The organism is Serratia sp. CY56464, assembly GCF_052168435.1.
Classification (GTDB): domain Bacteria; phylum Pseudomonadota; class Gammaproteobacteria; order Enterobacterales; family Enterobacteriaceae; genus Serratia; species Serratia marcescens.
In genome coordinates this window covers 137,354-153,284 of the sequence record NZ_JBJNMV010000007.1, presented here as the reverse complement: position 1 = coordinate 153,284, position 15,931 = coordinate 137,354, and the positions used below count along the sequence as shown (strand labels likewise).

Here is a 15,931-nt window from a genome sequence, read left to right as displayed (position 1 = left end):
ATAATCACGAAATATGCATAAAAAACCAATCAAGCGCAAACGCAAAACGCCTGACGAGCGAAAAAAACGCATCGGGATTAACGGTTGAGGAAGTTATCCAGCAGCTGATGGCCCTGCTCGCTGAGCACGCTTTCAGGATGGAACTGCACGCCTTCCAACGCCAGCGTGCGGTGGCGGATGCCCATGATCTCGTCGCGCACGCCGTCGCGTTCGCTCCAGGCGGTCACTTCAAAACAGTCCGGCAGCGTATCGGCTTTCAGCACCAGCGAGTGATAGCGGGTCACGGTCAGCGGATCGTTCAGGCCGCGAAACACGCCGACGCCCAGATGGCGAATGGCCGAAGTTTTGCCGTGCATCACCGCGCGGGCGCGCACCACCTCGGCGCCGAACGCCTGCCCCAGCGCCTGGTGCCCCAGGCACACGCCGAGGATCGGCAGTTTGCCGGCGAAATGACGAATAGCGGCCAGCGAGATGCCCGCTTCGTTCGGGGTGCAGGGGCCAGGGGAAATCACCAGATGCTGCGGCGCCAGCCGCTCGATATCGGCCAGCTGCAGCTCATCGTTGCGCTTCACCATCACCTCAGCGCCCAATTCGCAGAAGTACTGGTAAAGGTTATAGGTAAAGGAGTCGTAGTTATCGATCAGCAGCAGCATGTTAGGTCCGGCAGAGAAAAATGCCGCCACAGTGTACTGATTTAACCCGCCGCTGCCGACGATAATTTCCGCTTACTTTTTACGGCCGCCGGTGATCGACCCTAGCACGCCGCGCAGGATCTGGCGGCCGAGATCGCGCGCCATGCTCTTGGCGGCGGTCTGGACGATGCCGTCGCGTTTGCCGCCGCGCGGGCCGGTGGAACCGAACAGCAGTTCGTTCAAACCGTCCATCAGGCCGCCGCCCGTCTGTTGCTGCGCTTGCGCCTGCGGTTGCTGCCCCTGCTGCGCAGTGCCGACGGTGGCGAAACCGCCCGACGACAGTTTCTCGTAGGCGGACTCGCGGTCGATCATGTCTTCATAGCGGCCATACAGCGGCGACTTGTTGATCGCGCTGTTCAGCCCTTCCGCGCCGAGCATGCCCATCTTGGATTCCGGCGCGATCACCATCGCCCGCTCCACCACGTTCGGCCGGCCCTTCTCGTCGAGGAACGACACCAGCGCTTCGCCCACGCCCAGCTCGGTGATCGCCGTTTCGGCATCGAAGGCCGGGTTGGCGCGCAGGGTTTGCGCCGCCGTCTTCACCGCCTTCTGATCGCGCGGGGTAAAGGCGCGCAGCGCATGTTGCACGCGGTTGCCCAACTGGCCCAGCACGCTGTCCGGGATGTCCAGCGGGTTCTGGGTGACGAAGTAAATGCCGACGCCTTTCGAGCGGATCAGGCGCACCACCTGTTCAATCTTGGTCAGCAGCGCCGCCGGCGCATCGTTGAACAGCAGGTGCGCCTCATCGAAGAAGAACACCAGCTTCGGCTGTTCAGGGTCGCCCACTTCCGGCAGGTGCTCAAACAGCTCGGCCAGCAGCCACAGCAGGAACACCGAATACAGCTTCGGCTGATTGATCAGCTTGTCCGCCGCCAGCAGATTAATCACGCCGTGGCCGTTGGCGTCGGTTTTCATCAGATCGTTGATGTCCAGCATCGGCTCGCCGAAGAACTGGTTGGCCCCCTGCTCTTCCAGCGTCAACAATCCGCGCTGAATGGCGCCGATAGAGGCGGCAGAGATATTGCCGTACTGGGTTTGGAATTGTTTGGCGTTGTCGCCGACGAACTGCACCATGGCGCGCAGATCCTTCATGTCCAGCAACAGCAGCGCATTGTCATCGGCGATTTTGAACACCAGCTGCAGCACGCCGCTTTGCACCTCGTTCAGATCCAATAGTCGCCCCAACAGCAGCGGCCCGAGATCGGAAATCGTGGCGCGGATCGGGTGGCCCTTTTCGCCGTAAATATCCCACGGGATAATGGTGCAGGCCTGCGGCTGCCAGTCGGTGACGCCAATCGCCGCCAGACGCGCCTGCAGTTTCTCGGAAGGCGCGCCCTCAGCGCCAATGCCGGACAGATCGCCCTTCACGTCCGACAGGAACACCGGCACGCCGATGCGCGAGAACTGCTCGGCCATTTTCTGCAGCGTCACCGTCTTGCCGGTGCCGGTTGCCCCGGTGATCAGCCCGTGGCGGTTGGCCAACGCAGGCAAAATCACCAGATCCTGCTCCGGTTTTCCGTCTTTCATCGCTTTGGCGATAATCCGTGGTTCACTCATTTTCGGTTCCTTTGACGCTGACGCGGCGCAAAACGCGCCTGTTGATGCAATAAAGCTATAAGCGCCGCGTAACCCCGTCAAGGACAAACAAAAAGGGCGCCGTCGGGACGCCCATGATGCCTGTCTTTTCAGAATCCCCCTAAGATCTGCGTCACCCCCGCAGCCCCAGTTGCTCCTTCAGCGCCTTCAAATAGCGCCGGCTGACCGGCACCGGATCGCCGGCCGACATGATCATCTCCGCCGCACCGCCCTCTTCGAAGCGGATCTCGCGCACCTGCTCCAGGTTGACCAGATACTGCCGATGGCAGCGCACCAGCGGCGTACGGCTTTCCAGCGTGCGCAGCGTCAGCTCGGTGAAACACTCCATGCCGTCGCTGCGCACCACGAATACCCCGCTCAGCTTGGAACGGATCGCCAGCACTTCATCGAATCGCAACAGATAGATGCGGCTATGGCCGGTGCAGGGAATGTATTTCAGGTAACCGGCGCTCTCATCCAGCGCCGTCACATCCTGCGGCGCACTGCGCTGCCGCAGGCGTTGCAGCGTCTTGCTCAGCCGCTTCGGCTCCGCCGGCTTCAGCAGATAGTCGAAGGCGTGCTCCTCGAATGCCTGCACCGCGTATTCGTCGTAGGCGGTCAGAAACACGATGTGCGGCATCCGGTTGGGATCCAGCATGCCGACCATTTCCAGCCCGCTGATGCGTGGCATCTGGATATCGAGAAACACCACGTCCGGCTGCAGCCGGTGGATCTGGCTGATGGCTTCGATGGCGTTGGCGCACTCGCCGATAATCGAGATCCCCGCTTCAGCTTCCAGCAGGTGGCGCAGGTTGTCGCGCGCGGAAGGTTCATCGTCAACAATCAGTGCGTTTAACATCAGGCGGCCCTCTCCATAGGGACATTAAGCGTAATGCGAGTGTAGGCATCCGGCCGGCAATCCACCTGCACGCCATAGCCTTCGCCGTAGCGCACGCGAATGCGTTTATCCACCAGGTTCATGCCCAGGCCGCTGCCGTCCGGTTTCGGCTGGAACAGCCCGGCGTTGTCCGTCACCTGCAACAGCAGATGCTCGCCTTCGCAGCAGGCGCCGATTTCGATGCGGCCCACGCCCAACAGATGCGAGGTGCCATGCTTGATGGCATTCTCGACGATCGGCTGCAGCGAAAACGCCGGCAGCCGCGCCGCCAACAGCGCCTCCGGCAACGATACCGCGATCTCCAGCCGATCGGCGAAGCGCGCTTTCTCTATCTGCAGGTAGGCGTTCACATGTTCAATTTCGTCCGCCAGGCTGACTTCGTCATCCGAGCGTTTGAGGTTTTTACGAAAGAAGGTCGAGAGGGACTGCACCAGATCGCAGGCGCGCTCGCCATCGCGGCGGATCACCGCTACCAGGGTATTCAAGGCATTGAACAGGAAATGCGGATTGACCTGCGCATGCAGCAGCTTGATCTCCGACTGCGCCAGCAGTTGCTTGTGGCGCTCGTACTGTCCGGCCATGATCTGCGCCGACAGCAGGCTGGCGATGCCTTCGCCCAGCGTACGGTTGATGGTGCTGAACAGCTGGCTTTTCGGTTCATACAGCTTGATGGTGCCGATGACCCGCTGGTTTTCGCCGCGCAGCGGGATCACCAGCGTCGATCCCAGCTTGCAGGCCGGATTGATCGAGCAGCAGTAAGAGAGCTGATTGCCGTCGGCGTACACCACCTCGTTGTTGTCGATGGCGCGATGCGAATGCACCGAGGCGATCGGCGTGCCCGGCAGGTGGTGATCGTCGCCGATGCCGATAAACGCCAGCAGCTTGTCGCGATCGGTGATCGCCACCGCGCCGATGCCCAGCTCCTGATAAATCACCCGAGCAACCTTCATGCTGTTTTCCTGATCGAAGCCCTGCCGCAGGATGCCCTCGGTGCGCTCGGCGATCTTCAGCGCCTTGGAAGAGAAAGCGCTGGTGTATTTCTCGAACATCGCGCGCCGATCCAGCAGGATTTGCATAAACATCGCCGCGCCGACGGTATTGGCGATCATCATCGGCAGCGCGATGTGTTCCACCAGCTGCAACGCCTCGTTATAAGGGCGCGCCACCGCCAGAATGATCGCCATCTGCAGCACTTCCGCCACCAGCGCCACGCCGCCGACGAACAGCGGATTGAACAGCAGCTCGATGCGCCCCCGGCGCATGGCGATGCTGTGCACGATGCCGCCGACCAGCCCCTCGGACACCGTGGAGATCGCACAGGCAACGTCGGTCATGCCGCCGAGCGTATACCGGTGCAAGCCGCCGGTCAGCCCGACTAGAAAACCCACGGACGGCCCGCCCAGCAGCCCGCCCAGGACCGCGCCTATCGCGCGGGTGTTGGCGATCGAATCCTGAATATGCAGCCCGAAGTAGGTGCCCATGATGCAAAACACCGAGAAGATCACGTAGCAGAGCAGCTTGTGCGGCAAGCGAATGGTCACCTGCATCAGCGGAATGAACAGCGGGGTTTTGCTCAGCAGATAGGCGATAACGAGATAGACGCACATCTGCTGCAACAGCAACAGCACCTGGTTAAATTCATACATGGCAGTAACTCATCCAGAGACAACAAAGGGCGAACGCCGGATTTCCGGTCTGGTTATTGTCTGCCGATTAGAGCATGGGGCGCGGGAGAAAACAGTGATGAAGGCAAGGCTTCGGGAGGAAGGACGGCCGACCCCGACGGGATCGGCCAAAAAATTTACGGCAGCACCTTGGCCGACAGAATCACTACCGGTTTGGTCGGCACATTCTGGTAAGGGCCGACGTTGCCGGTCGGCACCTGAGCGATCTTGTCCACCACGTCCATGCCTTTCACCACTTTGCCGAACACCGCGTAGCCGAAGTCGCGCTGGCCGTGATCCAGGAAGGCGTTATCCGCCACGTTCAGGAAGAACTGGCTGGTGGCGCTGTCCTTGTCGGCGGTGCGCGCCATCGAGATGGTGCCGCGCAGGTTGCGCAGGCCGTTGTCGGCTTCGTTCTTGATTGGCGCCTTGGTGGATTTTTGCTGCATGTCAGCGGTGAAACCGCCGCCCTGGATCATGAAGCCCGGGATCACGCGGTGGAAAATGGTGTTGTTGTAATACCCGCTGTTCACGTAATCGACGAAGTTCTGGGTGGAAACCGGTGCCTTCTGGCTGTCGAGCGCCAATTCGATATTCCCCGCCGAGGTCGTCAGCATGACGTGGGTCTCACCGGCGGCGAGTGCGGCTGGTGCCACTGCGGACAGGGAACACAGCGCGACGAAGGTCACTAAAGTACGTTTGAACATTAACGGGTCCTTTCTCTGAGAGACAAACAACGGAAAAGCGCTTTGATTCTAAAGAGCTGTATCGGCAAGTGCCAGCCATTTACCTATATTTACCCAATTACGGGACATATCCTAGGCGGCCCTGAATTTTGCTGCGGAAAGTATGGGCGCAGAAGGCTTTTTTGCCAACCGCATCACGCATTTTTTGCCCCGTGCCGCCCCGGGGCGGTTTTTGCGATCTCCCTCCCAGTTTGCACACGCATTGTCGTTACTCTATATAAATGAGAGCGCTCTCATTATAAAAAGAACGGATACTGAAGCATCCCACGGCGGCGTCGCCGCGCAACCCCTGGAGAAATGACGTGAGTGAATTGATGACTGAAGTCAGCCCCGAGTTTGAAAGCACCATCATGGAACTGCTGGTGTTCTCCGGCAGCGCGCGCAGCAATGCGTTGATGGCGTTGCGGCAAGCGCGCGCCGGCGACTTCGCCGCCGCGGCCAAACACATGGCCGAATCCAAAGAATGGGTGAAGAAAGCACACCTGATCCAGACCGAGCTGATCGGCCTGGACGAAGGCTGCGGCAAGCTGGCGATCAACCTGATCACGGTACATGCGCAGGATCATCTGATGAACGCCATGGTGATCCAGGATCTGGCCGACGACATGATCGAGCTCTATCGCCGTCAGTCGCAAACGGAGGGCCGCCAATGAGCACGCTCAAAATCGCGGTGATCGGCGGCGGCAGCAGCTACACTCCCGAACTGGTCGATGGGCTGATCCAGCGCATCGAGGAGCTGCCGGTCACCGAACTGGCGCTGGTGGACGTCGAGCCGGGCCGGCAAAAAGTGGAAACCATCGCCGCTCTGACCCGCCGCATGCTGGCGCGCCACGGGCTGGAGCAGGTGAAGGTCAGCGTGCACTTCACGCTGGACGACGCCATTCGCGGCGCCGCTTTCGTGCTGACCCAGTTCCGCGTCGGGCAACTGCCGGCGCGCGCCGCCGATGAACGGCTGGGCCTCAAATACCAGCTGCTCGGCCAGGAGACGACCGGCGTCGGCGGCTTCGCCAAGGCGCTGCGCACCATTCCGGTGATGCTGGATATCGCCCGTCGGGTGGAAAAGCTGGCGCCGGACGCCTGGATCATCAACTTCACCAACCCGGCCGGCATCGTCACCGAGGCGGTGTCTCGCTTTACCAAAGCGAAGATCATCGGCCTGTGCAACGTGCCGATCAGCATGCATCACATGATCGCCAACATGCTGCAGGCGCCTTACGCCGACGTGCAGCTGCGGTTCGCCGGCTTGAATCACATGGTCTGGGTGCATCAGGTCACGCAGCAGGGGCGCGACGTCACCGCCAAAGTGATCGACATGCTGTGCGACGGCGCGGCGCTGACCATGAACAACATCAAGGAAGAGCCCTGGCAGCCGGACTTCCTGCGCGCGCTCGGCGCGATCCCCTGCCCGTACCACCGCTATTTTTACCAGACCCGTGAGATGCTGGCGGAAGAGATGGCCGCCGCCGGCGAGCGCGGCACCCGCGCCGAGCAGGTGATGCAGGTGGAGAAAGAGCTGTTCGAGCTGTATGCCGATCCGCAATTGAACACGAAACCGGAACAGCTCAGCTTCCGCGGCGGTTCTTTCTATTCCGAGGTTGCGCTGGAGCTGATTCGTGCTATCCATAATAATCTCGGCACGCAATTAGTGGTCAACACCGCAAACCGCGGCGCGATCCATGGCCTGCCGGACGATGCTGTGATAGAAATCAACTGTATCGTCGATGCCCAAGGCGCGCATCCGCTGACGTTCGGCCCGCTGTCGGAGCCGATGCAGGCGCTGACGCAGCAGGTGAAAGCCTACGAACGCCTGACCATCGAGGCCGCGGTGCACGGCGATCGCCGCAGCGGCTTGCTGGCGCTGATCGCCAACCCGCTGGTGGGCAACGCCAACCTGGCGCAGCCGTTGCTGGACGAGGTGTTGACGATAAACGCGCCGTATTTGCCGCAGTTCAGGTAAGCGCCTGCGCGGTATGACAGGGGTTCGGCGCGCCGAACCCATTTTTTTAGCCGTAATCAGGAGTTGGACGATGGTGACACTGGAAGATGTCGCGGCGCTGGCGGGCGTTTCGCGCGCCACCGTATCGCGGGTAGTGAACGGCGACAGCAACGTCAAGGCGCCGACCCGCGAGAAGGTTGAACGCGCCGTCGCCCAGCTCGGTTACACCCCCAACCCGGCAGCCCGCGCGCTCGCCTCCAGCCACAGCAATACCCTCGGGCTGGTGACCACGTCGTATCGCGGCGGCTTCTTCGGCGCGCTGATGGACTTCGTGCAGACCGAGGCCGAATCCCACGGCAAGCAGCTGCTGGTGACCCAGGGCCGCAACAGCGCCGAAAACGAATGGCAGGCGGTGCAACGGCTGTTCAGCCTGCGCTGCGACGGCGTGATCCTGCACGTGCGTTTTCTCAGCGACGATCGGCTGCGCCAGCTGGCGGCGGAACAACGTGATTTCGTGTTGCTCGATCGTCTGGTGCCGGGGCTGGAAGATCGCTGCGTCACCTTCGATCACCCGCTCGCCAGCCGCATGGCGACGCAGCAGTTGCTCGACGCCGGGCACCGGCGCATCGCCTGCATCAGCGGCCCGCGCGAGCGCCCGTCGAGCCGCCTGCGGCTGCAGGGGTTTGAAGAGGCGATGCAGGCGGCGAATATCGAGCCGGTGGCCTGTCTGGAGGGCGTCTACGATCTGGAAAGCGGTTACCGCTGCGCCGATCACCTGCTGCAGCAAACCGCACGGCCCAGCGCCATCTACTGCTGCAACGAAGAGATGGCGATCGGCGCGCTGCTGGCGATCAACGAGCACCGCCTGCGGGTACCGCAGGATATCTCCTTGATCTGTTACGACAGCGGCGAACGCGCACCTTTCGTGCGCCCGGCGTTGAGCAGCGTACATTTTCCCATCAGCGAAATGGCCCAATACGCGGCGCGCAGGCTGATCGACCCCGCCACCCCGGCGCACCGGTTTGAGCCGACGATCATCAGCCGTGATTCCATTGTGACGGCACGCAAATAGATCACAATAATGCGTATCATCCCTTCATGGGTTGCATCAAAAAATCGACAGCCATCACAAAAAATCCCGTTGTCTGTGCTAGGATCCGCCCCCTGGTGGCCTGATCGGGACTTTTTTCTGCGTTTGCCAGGAAAAGCCAGCGGCCTTATGCCAGCGTTAAAACCTCTAACAGACATATTCAGGCCTATACAATGAATGACAGTAACCGCATACGGCTTACCTGGATCAGCTTCTTTTCGTACGCGCTGACCGGTGCTTTAGTGATCGTCACAGGGATGGTGATGGGAAACATTGCAGAGTACTTTAATCTGCCGGTTTCCAGCATGAGTAACACCTTTACTTTCCTCAACGCCGGTATTTTGATTTCGATCTTCCTTAATGCCTGGCTGATGGAAATCATCCCGCTGAAGCGTCAGTTGATCTTCGGCTTTGTCCTGATGGTGCTGGCGGTCGCAGGGCTAATGCTCGGCAAGAGCCTGACCATGTTCTCGCTGTGCATGTTTATCCTCGGCGTGGTGAGCGGCATCACCATGTCGATCGGCACCTTCCTGATCACCCACATGTATGCCGGCCGCCAGCGCGGTTCGCGCCTGTTGTTCACCGATTCCTTCTTCAGCATGGCCGGGATGATCTTCCCGATCGTCGCCGCGATGCTGCTGGCCCGCCATATCGGCTGGTACTGGGTTTACGCCTGCATCGGCCTGCTGTACGTGGCGATCTTCGTGCTGACCCTGTGCTCCGAATTCCCGGTGCTGGGCAAGAAAGGCGCCGATGCCGGTCAACCGGTCGAGAAAGAAAAATGGGGCATCGGCGTGCTGTTCCTGTCGATCGCCGCGCTGTGCTACATCCTCGGCCAGCTGGGCTTCATTCAGTGGGTGCCTGAGTACGCGACCAAGTCGTTCAACATGGACATCGGCCAGGCCGGTAAGCTGGTGAGCGACTTCTGGACCTCTTACATGGTCGGCATGTGGGTGTTCAGCTTCATCCTGCGCTTCTTCGATCTGCAGCGCATCGTCACCGTACTGGCCGCGCTGGCTACCGGCGCGATGTACCTGTTCGTCAGCACCGACAATCCGGAACACCTGGGCTACTACATCATGGCCCTGGGCTTCGTTTCCAGCGCCATCTACACCACGCTGATCACCCTCGGCTCGCTGCAGACCAAGGTCTCCTCGCCGAAGCTGGTCAACTTTATCCTGACCTGCGGCACCATCGGCACCATGCTGACCTTCGTGGTCACCGGCCCGATCGTGGCGAAAGGCGGCGCGCACGCGGCGCTGACTACCGCCAACGGCCTGTACCTGGCGGTGTTCGTGATGTGTCTGCTGCTGGGCTTCGTGACCAAGCACCGCAGCCACGGTCACGTGACGCACTAACGTCTTCGCATCAAATACATCAAGGGCGCCCGCAAGGCGCCCTTTTTTATGTACATTTTTCACACTTAATTATACATTGTTTATACATGAACAATGGAGAGGGATTGCTCATGAAAGTCTTTATCAAAAAATGGGGCAACAGCGCGGGAATGCTGGTGCCCTCAGCGCTAATGAACGAGCTGGAACTACAGGTAGGTCAGGAAATGGACATGCAGGTCATCGATGGAGCGTTGGTCATTAAACCGGTTAAGAAACGCTATTCACTGCAGCAATTGCTCGATGGCTGCGACGGTGAAGCGCCGGCCGCCGCAGACGACAACTGGGAACACATGCCGCCGGCGGGGAAAGAAGTATGGTGAAGCGCCCCGTTTTTCAGCGCGGAGATCTTATCCGGGTCAGCCTGAATCCCGTGGTTGGCCGTGAGCAGCAAGGCGACTTTCGTCCGGCACTGGTGCTCTCTCCCCGCGAGTTTAATGCGTTGGGCATGGTGCTGGTCGCCCCTATTTCGCAAGGGGCTAATTTTGCCCGTACAGCGGGTTTCACCGTCAGCCTGAGCGGGAGCGGCACCGCAACGCAGGGCGTCATCTTGATCAACCAGGTTCGCATGATGGATCTGGCCGGGCGCAGCGCGCAATTCATTGAACGTGCCCCTGGCGAAGTCATCGCCGACGCGCTGGCGCGGCTTCAGGCAATCATCGACTAGCGCCGAAAATCCACCGTCTCATCCTGCTGCAAATGCAGCGTGGTTTCCGCCGGCCGCGTTTCGGCGATCACCGCGCCCTGGCGAATCGAATAACGCACCGGCGTCTGGCGGCGCACCGCGTCGAAACCGCTTTCCGCCGGCAGGATCACCAGGTTGGCGCTGTTGCCGGCCGCCAGGCCGTAGTCGCTCAGGTTAAGGGTGCGCGCGCTGTGGTGGGTGATCAGCTTCAGTCCGTCGTCGATTTGGCCATAGCCCATCAGCTGGCACACGTGCAGCCCCATGTGCAGCACCTGCAGCATGTTGGCGGTGCCGAGCGGATACCAGGGATCGAACACGTCGTCGTGGCCGAAGCAGACGTTGATCTCCGCCTCCAACATCTCCTTCACTCGGGTCACGCCGCGCCGTTTCGGGTAACTGTCGAAACGGCCCTGCAGGTGAATGTTCACCAGCGGATTGGCGACGAAGTTGATGCCGGACATTTTCAGCAGGCGGAACAGCCGCGAGGCGTAAGCACCGTTGTAAGAGTGCATCGCCGTGGTGTGGCTGGCGGTGACTTTCGCTCCCATCTCCAGCTTCAGCGCCAGCGCCGCCACGGTTTCGACGAAACGCGATTGTTCGTCGTCTATCTCGTCGCAGTGCACGTCCACCAGCCGATCGTATTTTTGCGCCAGCGCGAACGCCTTATGCAGCGACTCCACGCCGTATTCGCGGGTGAATTCGAAGTGCGGAATGGCGCCCACCACGTCGGCCCCCAGCCGCAGCGCCTCTTCAAGCAGCGTTTCGCCGTTGGGATAGGAAAGGATCCCCTCCTGCGGAAAGGCGACGATCTGCAGCGTCACCCAGGGCGCCACCTCCTGCTTCACCTCCAGCATGGCGCGCAGCGCGGTCAGCGTAGGATCGGAAACGTCGACGTGAGTGCGCACATACTGCACGCCGTTGGCGATCTGCCACTTGAGCGTTTGCCAGGCGCGCTGTTTGACGTCTTCATGGGTCAACAGCGCTTTGCGTTCGGCCCAGCGCTCAATGCCCTCGAACAGTGTGCCGGACTGGTTCCAGGCCGGCTGACCGGCGGTTTGCGTGGTATCCAGGTGGATATGCGGTTCGACGAACGCCGGCAGCGCCAGCCCGCCCTGCGCATCCAACACGTCGCTGCGCCACTCCTGTCCTTCCGGCTGCGGCACCAGATGCGCGATGCGCCCCTGCTCGATCGCCAGTTGCCACAATCCTTCATGCCCGCTTAAACGCAGGTTGTCGATAAACTTCAATGGACGTTTCGCCACCCTTCACCTCTGCCGTTGCGCTGGTTTTCTTCATCATACTGGCAGCGGATCGCACTGACAAAGTCGCCGTGTCGTGCCTACCCCCTGCGTTTACTCCCTGCGGGGTAATTTACATGCAAACTGACTCGCTTCAGCTAAAGATGAATAAAATCCGCAACTTATCAAAAAACGTGAAAAATCATTCATATACCACATTGGAGGTATATGGAAGTGTGATTGATTTGCATCAATAAATTGCTCATCGGGAGGGATAAGGTAACCCTAGGAAACCAGAATTTTGAGGCAATAATGAGCAGAGTCAAACTTGCCGTCATTGGCAATGGCATGGTCGGCCACCGGTTCATCGAAGATCTGTTGGATAAAGCAGACAAAGACCAATTCGAGATCACCGTATTTTGCGAAGAGCCGCGCATCGCTTACGATCGCGTGCACCTCTCTTCCTACTTCTCTCACCACACCGCCGAAGAGCTGTCGCTGGTGCGCGAAGGCTTTTACGAAAAACACGGCGTGAAGGTGCTGATCGGCGAACGCGCTATCACCATCAATCGCGACGAAAAGGTCATCCACTCCAACACCGGCCGCACCGTCTATTACGACAAGCTGATCATGGCCACCGGCTCCTATCCGTGGATCCCGCCGATTAAAGGCTCGGATAGCCAGGACTGCTTCGTTTACCGCACCATCGAAGACCTGAACGCCATCGAAGCCTGTGCGCGCCGCAGCAAACGCGGCGCGGTAGTCGGTGGCGGGCTGTTGGGGCTGGAAGCCGCCGGCGCGCTGAAAAGCCTGGGGGTGGAAACGCATGTGATCGAGTTCGCTCCGGTGCTGATGGCCGAACAGCTCGACCCGATGGGCGGTGACCAGCTGCGCCGCAAGATCGAGCGCATGGGCGTCAAGGTGCACACCGGCAAAAATACCCAGGAGATCGTCAACGGTGGCGGCACGGCGCGCAAAACCCTGCATTTCGCCGACGGCAGCCTGCTGGAAGTGGATTTCATCGTGTTCTCCACCGGCATCCGCGCCCAGGACAAGCTGGCGCGCCAGTGCGGGCTGGAGATCGGCCGCCGCGGCGGCATCGCCATCAACGACAGCTGCCAGACGTCGGATCCGGACGTGTACGCCATCGGTGAGTGCGCCGCCTGGCGCGATCGCACCTTCGGCCTGGTGGCACCGGGATACAAAATGGCGCAGGTGGCCGCCGATCGCCTGCTGGGCCGCGAAAACGGCTTCCAGGGCGCCGACATGAGCGCCAAACTGAAACTGCTGGGCGTGGACGTCGGCGGCATCGGCGATGCCCACGGCCGCACCGAGGGCGCCCGCAGCTACGTTTATCTGGATGAAAGCAAAGAAGTCTACAAACGCATCGTGGTCAGCGCCGACAACAAAACCCTGCTCGGCGCGGTGTTGGTGGGCGACACCAGCGACTACGGCAACCTGCTGCAGCTGGCGCTGAACGGCATCGCGCTGCCGGAGAACCCGGACGGCCTGATCCTGCCGGCTCATGCGGGCAGCAAACCGGCCATCGGCGTGGATTCGCTGCCGGAAAGCGCGCAGATCTGCTCCTGCTTCGACGTCAGCAAAGGCGACATCATCCAGGCGGTCAACAAAGGCTGCCACACCGTGGCGGCGCTGAAGGCCGAAACCAAGGCCGGCACCGGTTGCGGCGGCTGCATCCCGCTGCTTACCCAGGTGTTGAACGCAGAGCTGAGCAAGCAAGGCATCGAGGTCAACCATCACCTGTGCGAACACTTCGCCTATTCGCGCCAGGAGCTGTTCCACCTGATCCGCGTCGAAGGCATCAAGTCGTTCGAGGCGCTGCTGGCCAAATACGGCAAAGGCTACGGCTGCGAAGTCTGTAAGCCGACCGTCGGCTCGCTGCTGGCCTCGTGCTGGAACGAGTACATCCTCAAGCCGCAGCATACGCCGCTGCAGGATACCAACGACAACTTCCTCGGCAATATCCAGAAAGATGGCACCTACTCGGTGATCCCGCGCTCCGCCGGCGGCGAAATCACCCCGGACGGCCTGCTGGCCATCGGCCAAATCGCCAAGGAGTACAACCTCTACACCAAAATGACCGGTTCGCAACGCATCGGCATGTTCGGCGCGCAAAAAGACGACCTGCCGGCCATCTGGCGCAAGCTGCTCGCCGCCGGCTTTGAAACCGGCCATGCTTACGCCAAGGCGCTGCGCATGGCGAAAACCTGCGTCGGCAGCACCTGGTGCCGGTATGGCGTCGGCGACAGCGTCGGTTTCGGCGTCACGCTGGAACATCGCTACAAAGGCATCCGCACCCCGCACAAAATGAAATTCGGCGTCTCGGGCTGCACCCGTGAATGCGCCGAAGCGCAGGGCAAGGACGTCGGCATCATCGCCACCGAGAACGGCTGGAACCTGTATGTCTGCGGCAACGGCGGCATGAAACCGCGCCACGCCGACCTGCTGGCCGCCGACCTCGATCGCGAAACCCTGGTGCGCTACCTCGACCGCTTCATGATGTTCTATATCCGCACCGCCGATAAGCTGCAGCGCACCTCGGTGTGGCTGGAAAGCCTGGAAGGCGGCATCGATTACCTGCGCAAGGTGATCGTCGACGACAAGCTCGGCATCAACGCGCAGTTGGAAGCCGAGATCGCCCGCCTGCGCGACGCGGTGGTCTGCGAGTGGAAAGAGACCGTCGAGCACCCGGAAACGCAGCTGCGCTTCGCCCACTTCATCAACAGCCCGCTGCGCGATCCGAACGTGCAGGTGGTGGCCGAACGCGACCAGCACCGCCCGGCCCGCCCTGACGAGCGCATTCCCGTCACCCTGATCGATACCGAGGAGAGCCACGCATGAGCCAGTGGATTACCGTTTGTCCCGTCGCCGACATTCTGCCCGGCACCGGCGTGTGCGCCCTGATCGGCGATCGGCAGGTGGCGGTGTTCCGCCCCTATGCCGACGAACAGGTGTTCGCCATCAGCAATATCGACCCGTTCGCCCAGGCCAGCGTGCTGTCGCGTGGCCTCATCGCCGAACATCAGGGCGAACTGTGGGTCGCCAGCCCGCTGAAGAAACAGCATTTCCGCCTGTACGACGGCCACTGTCTGGAAGATGACAACCGTTCCGTTGCCAGCTTCACCAGCCGGGTGGTCGACGGCATCGTGCAAGTCGCGGCATAACCTTTCGGGAGGCAACATGTTTACCGATACGATCAACAAATGCGCCGTCAACGCGGCGCGCATCGTCCGCCTGGCGAAGGAGAGCCCGCTCGGCTTCTGGATCAGCTCGGCGATGGCGGGCGCCTACGTCGGCCTCGGCATCATCCTGATCTTCACCCTCGGCAACCTGGTCGACCCAAGCGTGCGGCCGCTGGTGATGGGCGCCACCTTCGGCATCGCGCTGACGCTGGTGATCATCGCCGGTTCCGAGCTGTTCACCGGCCATACGATGTTCCTGACGCTCGGCGTCAAGGCCGGCACCATCCGCCAAAGCCAGATGTGGGCGGTGCTGCCGCAAACCTGGCTCGGCAACCTGCTCGGCTCGGTGCTGGTGGCGCTGATGTATTACTACGGCGGCGGCAGCCTGCTGCCGGTGGATACCAGTCTGGTGCACAGCGCCGCGCTGGCGAAAACCACCGCGCCGGCCGAGGTGCTGTTCTTCAAGGGCGTATTGTGCAACTGGCTGGTTTGTCTGGCGATTTGGATGGCGATCCGCGTTGAAGGCGCCGCCAAGTTCATCGCCATTTGGTGGTGCCTGCTGGCCTTTATCGCCTCGGGTTACGAACACTCCGTCGCCAACATGACGCTGTTCGCCCTCTCCTGGTTCGGCAACCACAGCGAGGCCTACACCCTCGCCGGCATTGGCCACAACCTGCTGTGGGTGACGCTGGGCAACATCCTGTCCGGCTCGGTGCTGATGGGCCTGGGGTATTGGTATGCCACGCCGCGCGCCGAACGCCCGCTGGCGGCGAAAGCCGCCGCACGTCAGACCGCCTGAGTTTTCGGGGG

Annotated in this window: 15 protein-coding genes; 9 read left to right on the top strand and 6 right to left on the bottom strand. The window is 61.1% G+C overall.

The genetic code is table 11. From position 1 onward, the window contains the following. Positions 1 to 77: 77 nt before the first annotated feature. From ACJ8KE_RS22390 to ppiA, 5 genes are all read right to left on the bottom strand, one after another. Entirely contained in the window at positions 78 to 653 is a 576-nt protein-coding gene (locus ACJ8KE_RS22390) for an aminodeoxychorismate synthase component II (protein WP_016930347.1), read from the bottom strand. A gap of 72 nt (positions 654 to 725) precedes the next feature. After that, entirely contained in the window at positions 726 to 2,249 is a 1,524-nt protein-coding gene (locus ACJ8KE_RS22385; RefSeq protein WP_016930348.1) for a helicase HerA-like domain-containing protein, read from the bottom strand. 151 nt (positions 2,250 to 2,400) lie between these two features. Then, entirely contained in the window at positions 2,401 to 3,126 is a 726-nt protein-coding gene (gene btsR / locus ACJ8KE_RS22380; protein WP_060445023.1) for a two-component system response regulator BtsR, read from the bottom strand. Next, entirely contained in the window at positions 3,126 to 4,811 is a 1,686-nt protein-coding gene (locus ACJ8KE_RS22375) for a sensor histidine kinase (protein WP_016930350.1), read from the bottom strand. Before ACJ8KE_RS22375 ends, btsR begins: the two co-directional genes overlap by 1 nt. A 155-nt stretch (positions 4,812 to 4,966) precedes the next feature. Beyond that, positions 4,967 to 5,536, bottom strand: a complete 570-nt coding sequence (gene ppiA / locus ACJ8KE_RS22370; protein WP_015379288.1) for a peptidylprolyl isomerase A — start codon at positions 5,534 to 5,536, stop codon at positions 4,967 to 4,969. Between the two features lie 353 nt (positions 5,537 to 5,889). On the opposite strand from ppiA, the gene ACJ8KE_RS22365 reads away from it, so the two are divergent. The 6 genes from ACJ8KE_RS22365 to ACJ8KE_RS22340 all read left to right on the top strand — a co-directional run bounded on the left by ACJ8KE_RS22365 (position 5,890) and on the right by ACJ8KE_RS22340 (position 10,662). After that, positions 5,890 to 6,228, top strand: coding sequence for a PTS lactose/cellobiose transporter subunit IIA (locus ACJ8KE_RS22365; RefSeq protein ID WP_016930352.1), 339 nt, complete (start codon positions 5,890 to 5,892; stop codon positions 6,226 to 6,228). After that, on the top strand, positions 6,225 to 7,532 hold the full coding sequence (locus tag ACJ8KE_RS22360; RefSeq protein ID WP_442517375.1) for a 6-phospho-beta-glucosidase: 1,308 nt from the start codon (positions 6,225 to 6,227) through the stop codon (positions 7,530 to 7,532). The genes ACJ8KE_RS22365 and ACJ8KE_RS22360 overlap by 4 nt, the downstream gene beginning before the upstream one ends. Before the next feature lie 70 nt (positions 7,533 to 7,602). Next, positions 7,603 to 8,583 (top strand): LacI family DNA-binding transcriptional regulator, encoded by a 981-nt coding sequence (locus ACJ8KE_RS22355; protein ID WP_016930354.1) that lies wholly within the window; start codon positions 7,603 to 7,605, stop codon positions 8,581 to 8,583. A gap of 191 nt (positions 8,584 to 8,774) precedes the next feature. Beyond that, the gene (gene tsgA, locus ACJ8KE_RS22350) at positions 8,775 to 9,959 is read left to right on the top strand and encodes an MFS transporter TsgA (RefSeq protein ID WP_004930336.1); all 1,185 of its coding nucleotides are present in this window, start codon (positions 8,775 to 8,777) and stop codon (positions 9,957 to 9,959) included. A 110-nt stretch (positions 9,960 to 10,069) separates the two neighbouring features. Further along, positions 10,070 to 10,318, top strand: a complete 249-nt coding sequence (locus ACJ8KE_RS22345) for an AbrB/MazE/SpoVT family DNA-binding domain-containing protein (protein WP_049300713.1) — start codon at positions 10,070 to 10,072, stop codon at positions 10,316 to 10,318. Then, on the top strand, positions 10,312 to 10,662 hold the full coding sequence (locus ACJ8KE_RS22340; protein ID WP_049300714.1) for a type II toxin-antitoxin system ChpB family toxin: 351 nt from the start codon (positions 10,312 to 10,314) through the stop codon (positions 10,660 to 10,662). The genes ACJ8KE_RS22345 and ACJ8KE_RS22340 overlap by 7 nt, the downstream gene beginning before the upstream one ends. Here the strand turns inward: ACJ8KE_RS22340 and ACJ8KE_RS22335 are convergent. Beyond that, a complete protein-coding gene (locus tag ACJ8KE_RS22335; RefSeq protein WP_370531002.1) occupies positions 10,659 to 11,927 on the bottom strand; it encodes a cytosine deaminase in 1,269 nt (422 codons plus the stop codon). The two genes, ACJ8KE_RS22340 and ACJ8KE_RS22335, sit on opposite strands and share 4 nt — an antisense overlap. Before the next feature lie 303 nt (positions 11,928 to 12,230). Between ACJ8KE_RS22335 and nirB the strand changes: the two genes are divergently transcribed. The 3 genes from nirB to nirC are packed head-to-tail and all read left to right on the top strand — an operon-like array spanning position 12,231 to position 15,920. Next, on the top strand, positions 12,231 to 14,780 hold the full coding sequence (nirB, locus tag ACJ8KE_RS22330) for a nitrite reductase large subunit NirB (RefSeq protein ID WP_117287518.1): 2,550 nt from the start codon (positions 12,231 to 12,233) through the stop codon (positions 14,778 to 14,780). Further along, the gene (gene nirD, locus ACJ8KE_RS22325) at positions 14,777 to 15,103 is read left to right on the top strand and encodes a nitrite reductase small subunit NirD (protein ID WP_016930361.1); all 327 of its coding nucleotides are present in this window, start codon (positions 14,777 to 14,779) and stop codon (positions 15,101 to 15,103) included. Before nirB ends, nirD begins: the two co-directional genes overlap by 4 nt. 16 nt (positions 15,104 to 15,119) lie before the next feature. Beyond that, complete coding sequence (nirC, locus tag ACJ8KE_RS22320; RefSeq protein WP_016930362.1) at positions 15,120 to 15,920, top strand: nitrite transporter NirC; 801 nt, start codon at positions 15,120 to 15,122, stop codon at positions 15,918 to 15,920. Positions 15,921 to 15,931: the final 11 nt, after the last annotated feature.

Bases quoted from the DNA above. Each gene is read 5' to 3' on its own strand.
- ACJ8KE_RS22385 (WP_016930348.1), bottom strand. From the start codon at position 2,249: ATGAGTGAACCACGGATTATCGCCAAAGCGATGAAAGACGGAAAACCG.
- tsgA (WP_004930336.1), top strand. From the start codon at position 8,775: ATGAATGACAGTAACCGCATACGGCTTACCTGGATCAGCTTCTTTTCG.
- ACJ8KE_RS22345 (WP_049300713.1), top strand. From the start codon at position 10,070: ATGAAAGTCTTTATCAAAAAATGGGGCAACAGCGCGGGAATGCTGGTG.
- nirD (WP_016930361.1), top strand. From the start codon at position 14,777: ATGAGCCAGTGGATTACCGTTTGTCCCGTCGCCGACATTCTGCCCGGC.
- ACJ8KE_RS22355 (WP_016930354.1), top strand. From the start codon at position 7,603: ATGGTGACACTGGAAGATGTCGCGGCGCTGGCGGGCGTTTCGCGCGCC.
- nirC (WP_016930362.1), top strand. From the start codon at position 15,120: ATGTTTACCGATACGATCAACAAATGCGCCGTCAACGCGGCGCGCATC.
- ppiA (WP_015379288.1), bottom strand. From the start codon at position 5,536: ATGTTCAAACGTACTTTAGTGACCTTCGTCGCGCTGTGTTCCCTGTCC.
- ACJ8KE_RS22365 (WP_016930352.1), top strand. From the start codon at position 5,890: ATGACTGAAGTCAGCCCCGAGTTTGAAAGCACCATCATGGAACTGCTG.
- ACJ8KE_RS22390 (WP_016930347.1), bottom strand. From the start codon at position 653: ATGCTGCTGCTGATCGATAACTACGACTCCTTTACCTATAACCTTTAC.
- ACJ8KE_RS22375 (WP_016930350.1), bottom strand. From the start codon at position 4,811: ATGTATGAATTTAACCAGGTGCTGTTGCTGTTGCAGCAGATGTGCGTC.
- nirB (WP_117287518.1), top strand. From the start codon at position 12,231: ATGAGCAGAGTCAAACTTGCCGTCATTGGCAATGGCATGGTCGGCCAC.
- btsR (WP_060445023.1), bottom strand. From the start codon at position 3,126: ATGTTAAACGCACTGATTGTTGACGATGAACCTTCCGCGCGCGACAAC.
- ACJ8KE_RS22340 (WP_049300714.1), top strand. From the start codon at position 10,312: ATGGTGAAGCGCCCCGTTTTTCAGCGCGGAGATCTTATCCGGGTCAGC.
- ACJ8KE_RS22360 (WP_442517375.1), top strand. From the start codon at position 6,225: ATGAGCACGCTCAAAATCGCGGTGATCGGCGGCGGCAGCAGCTACACT.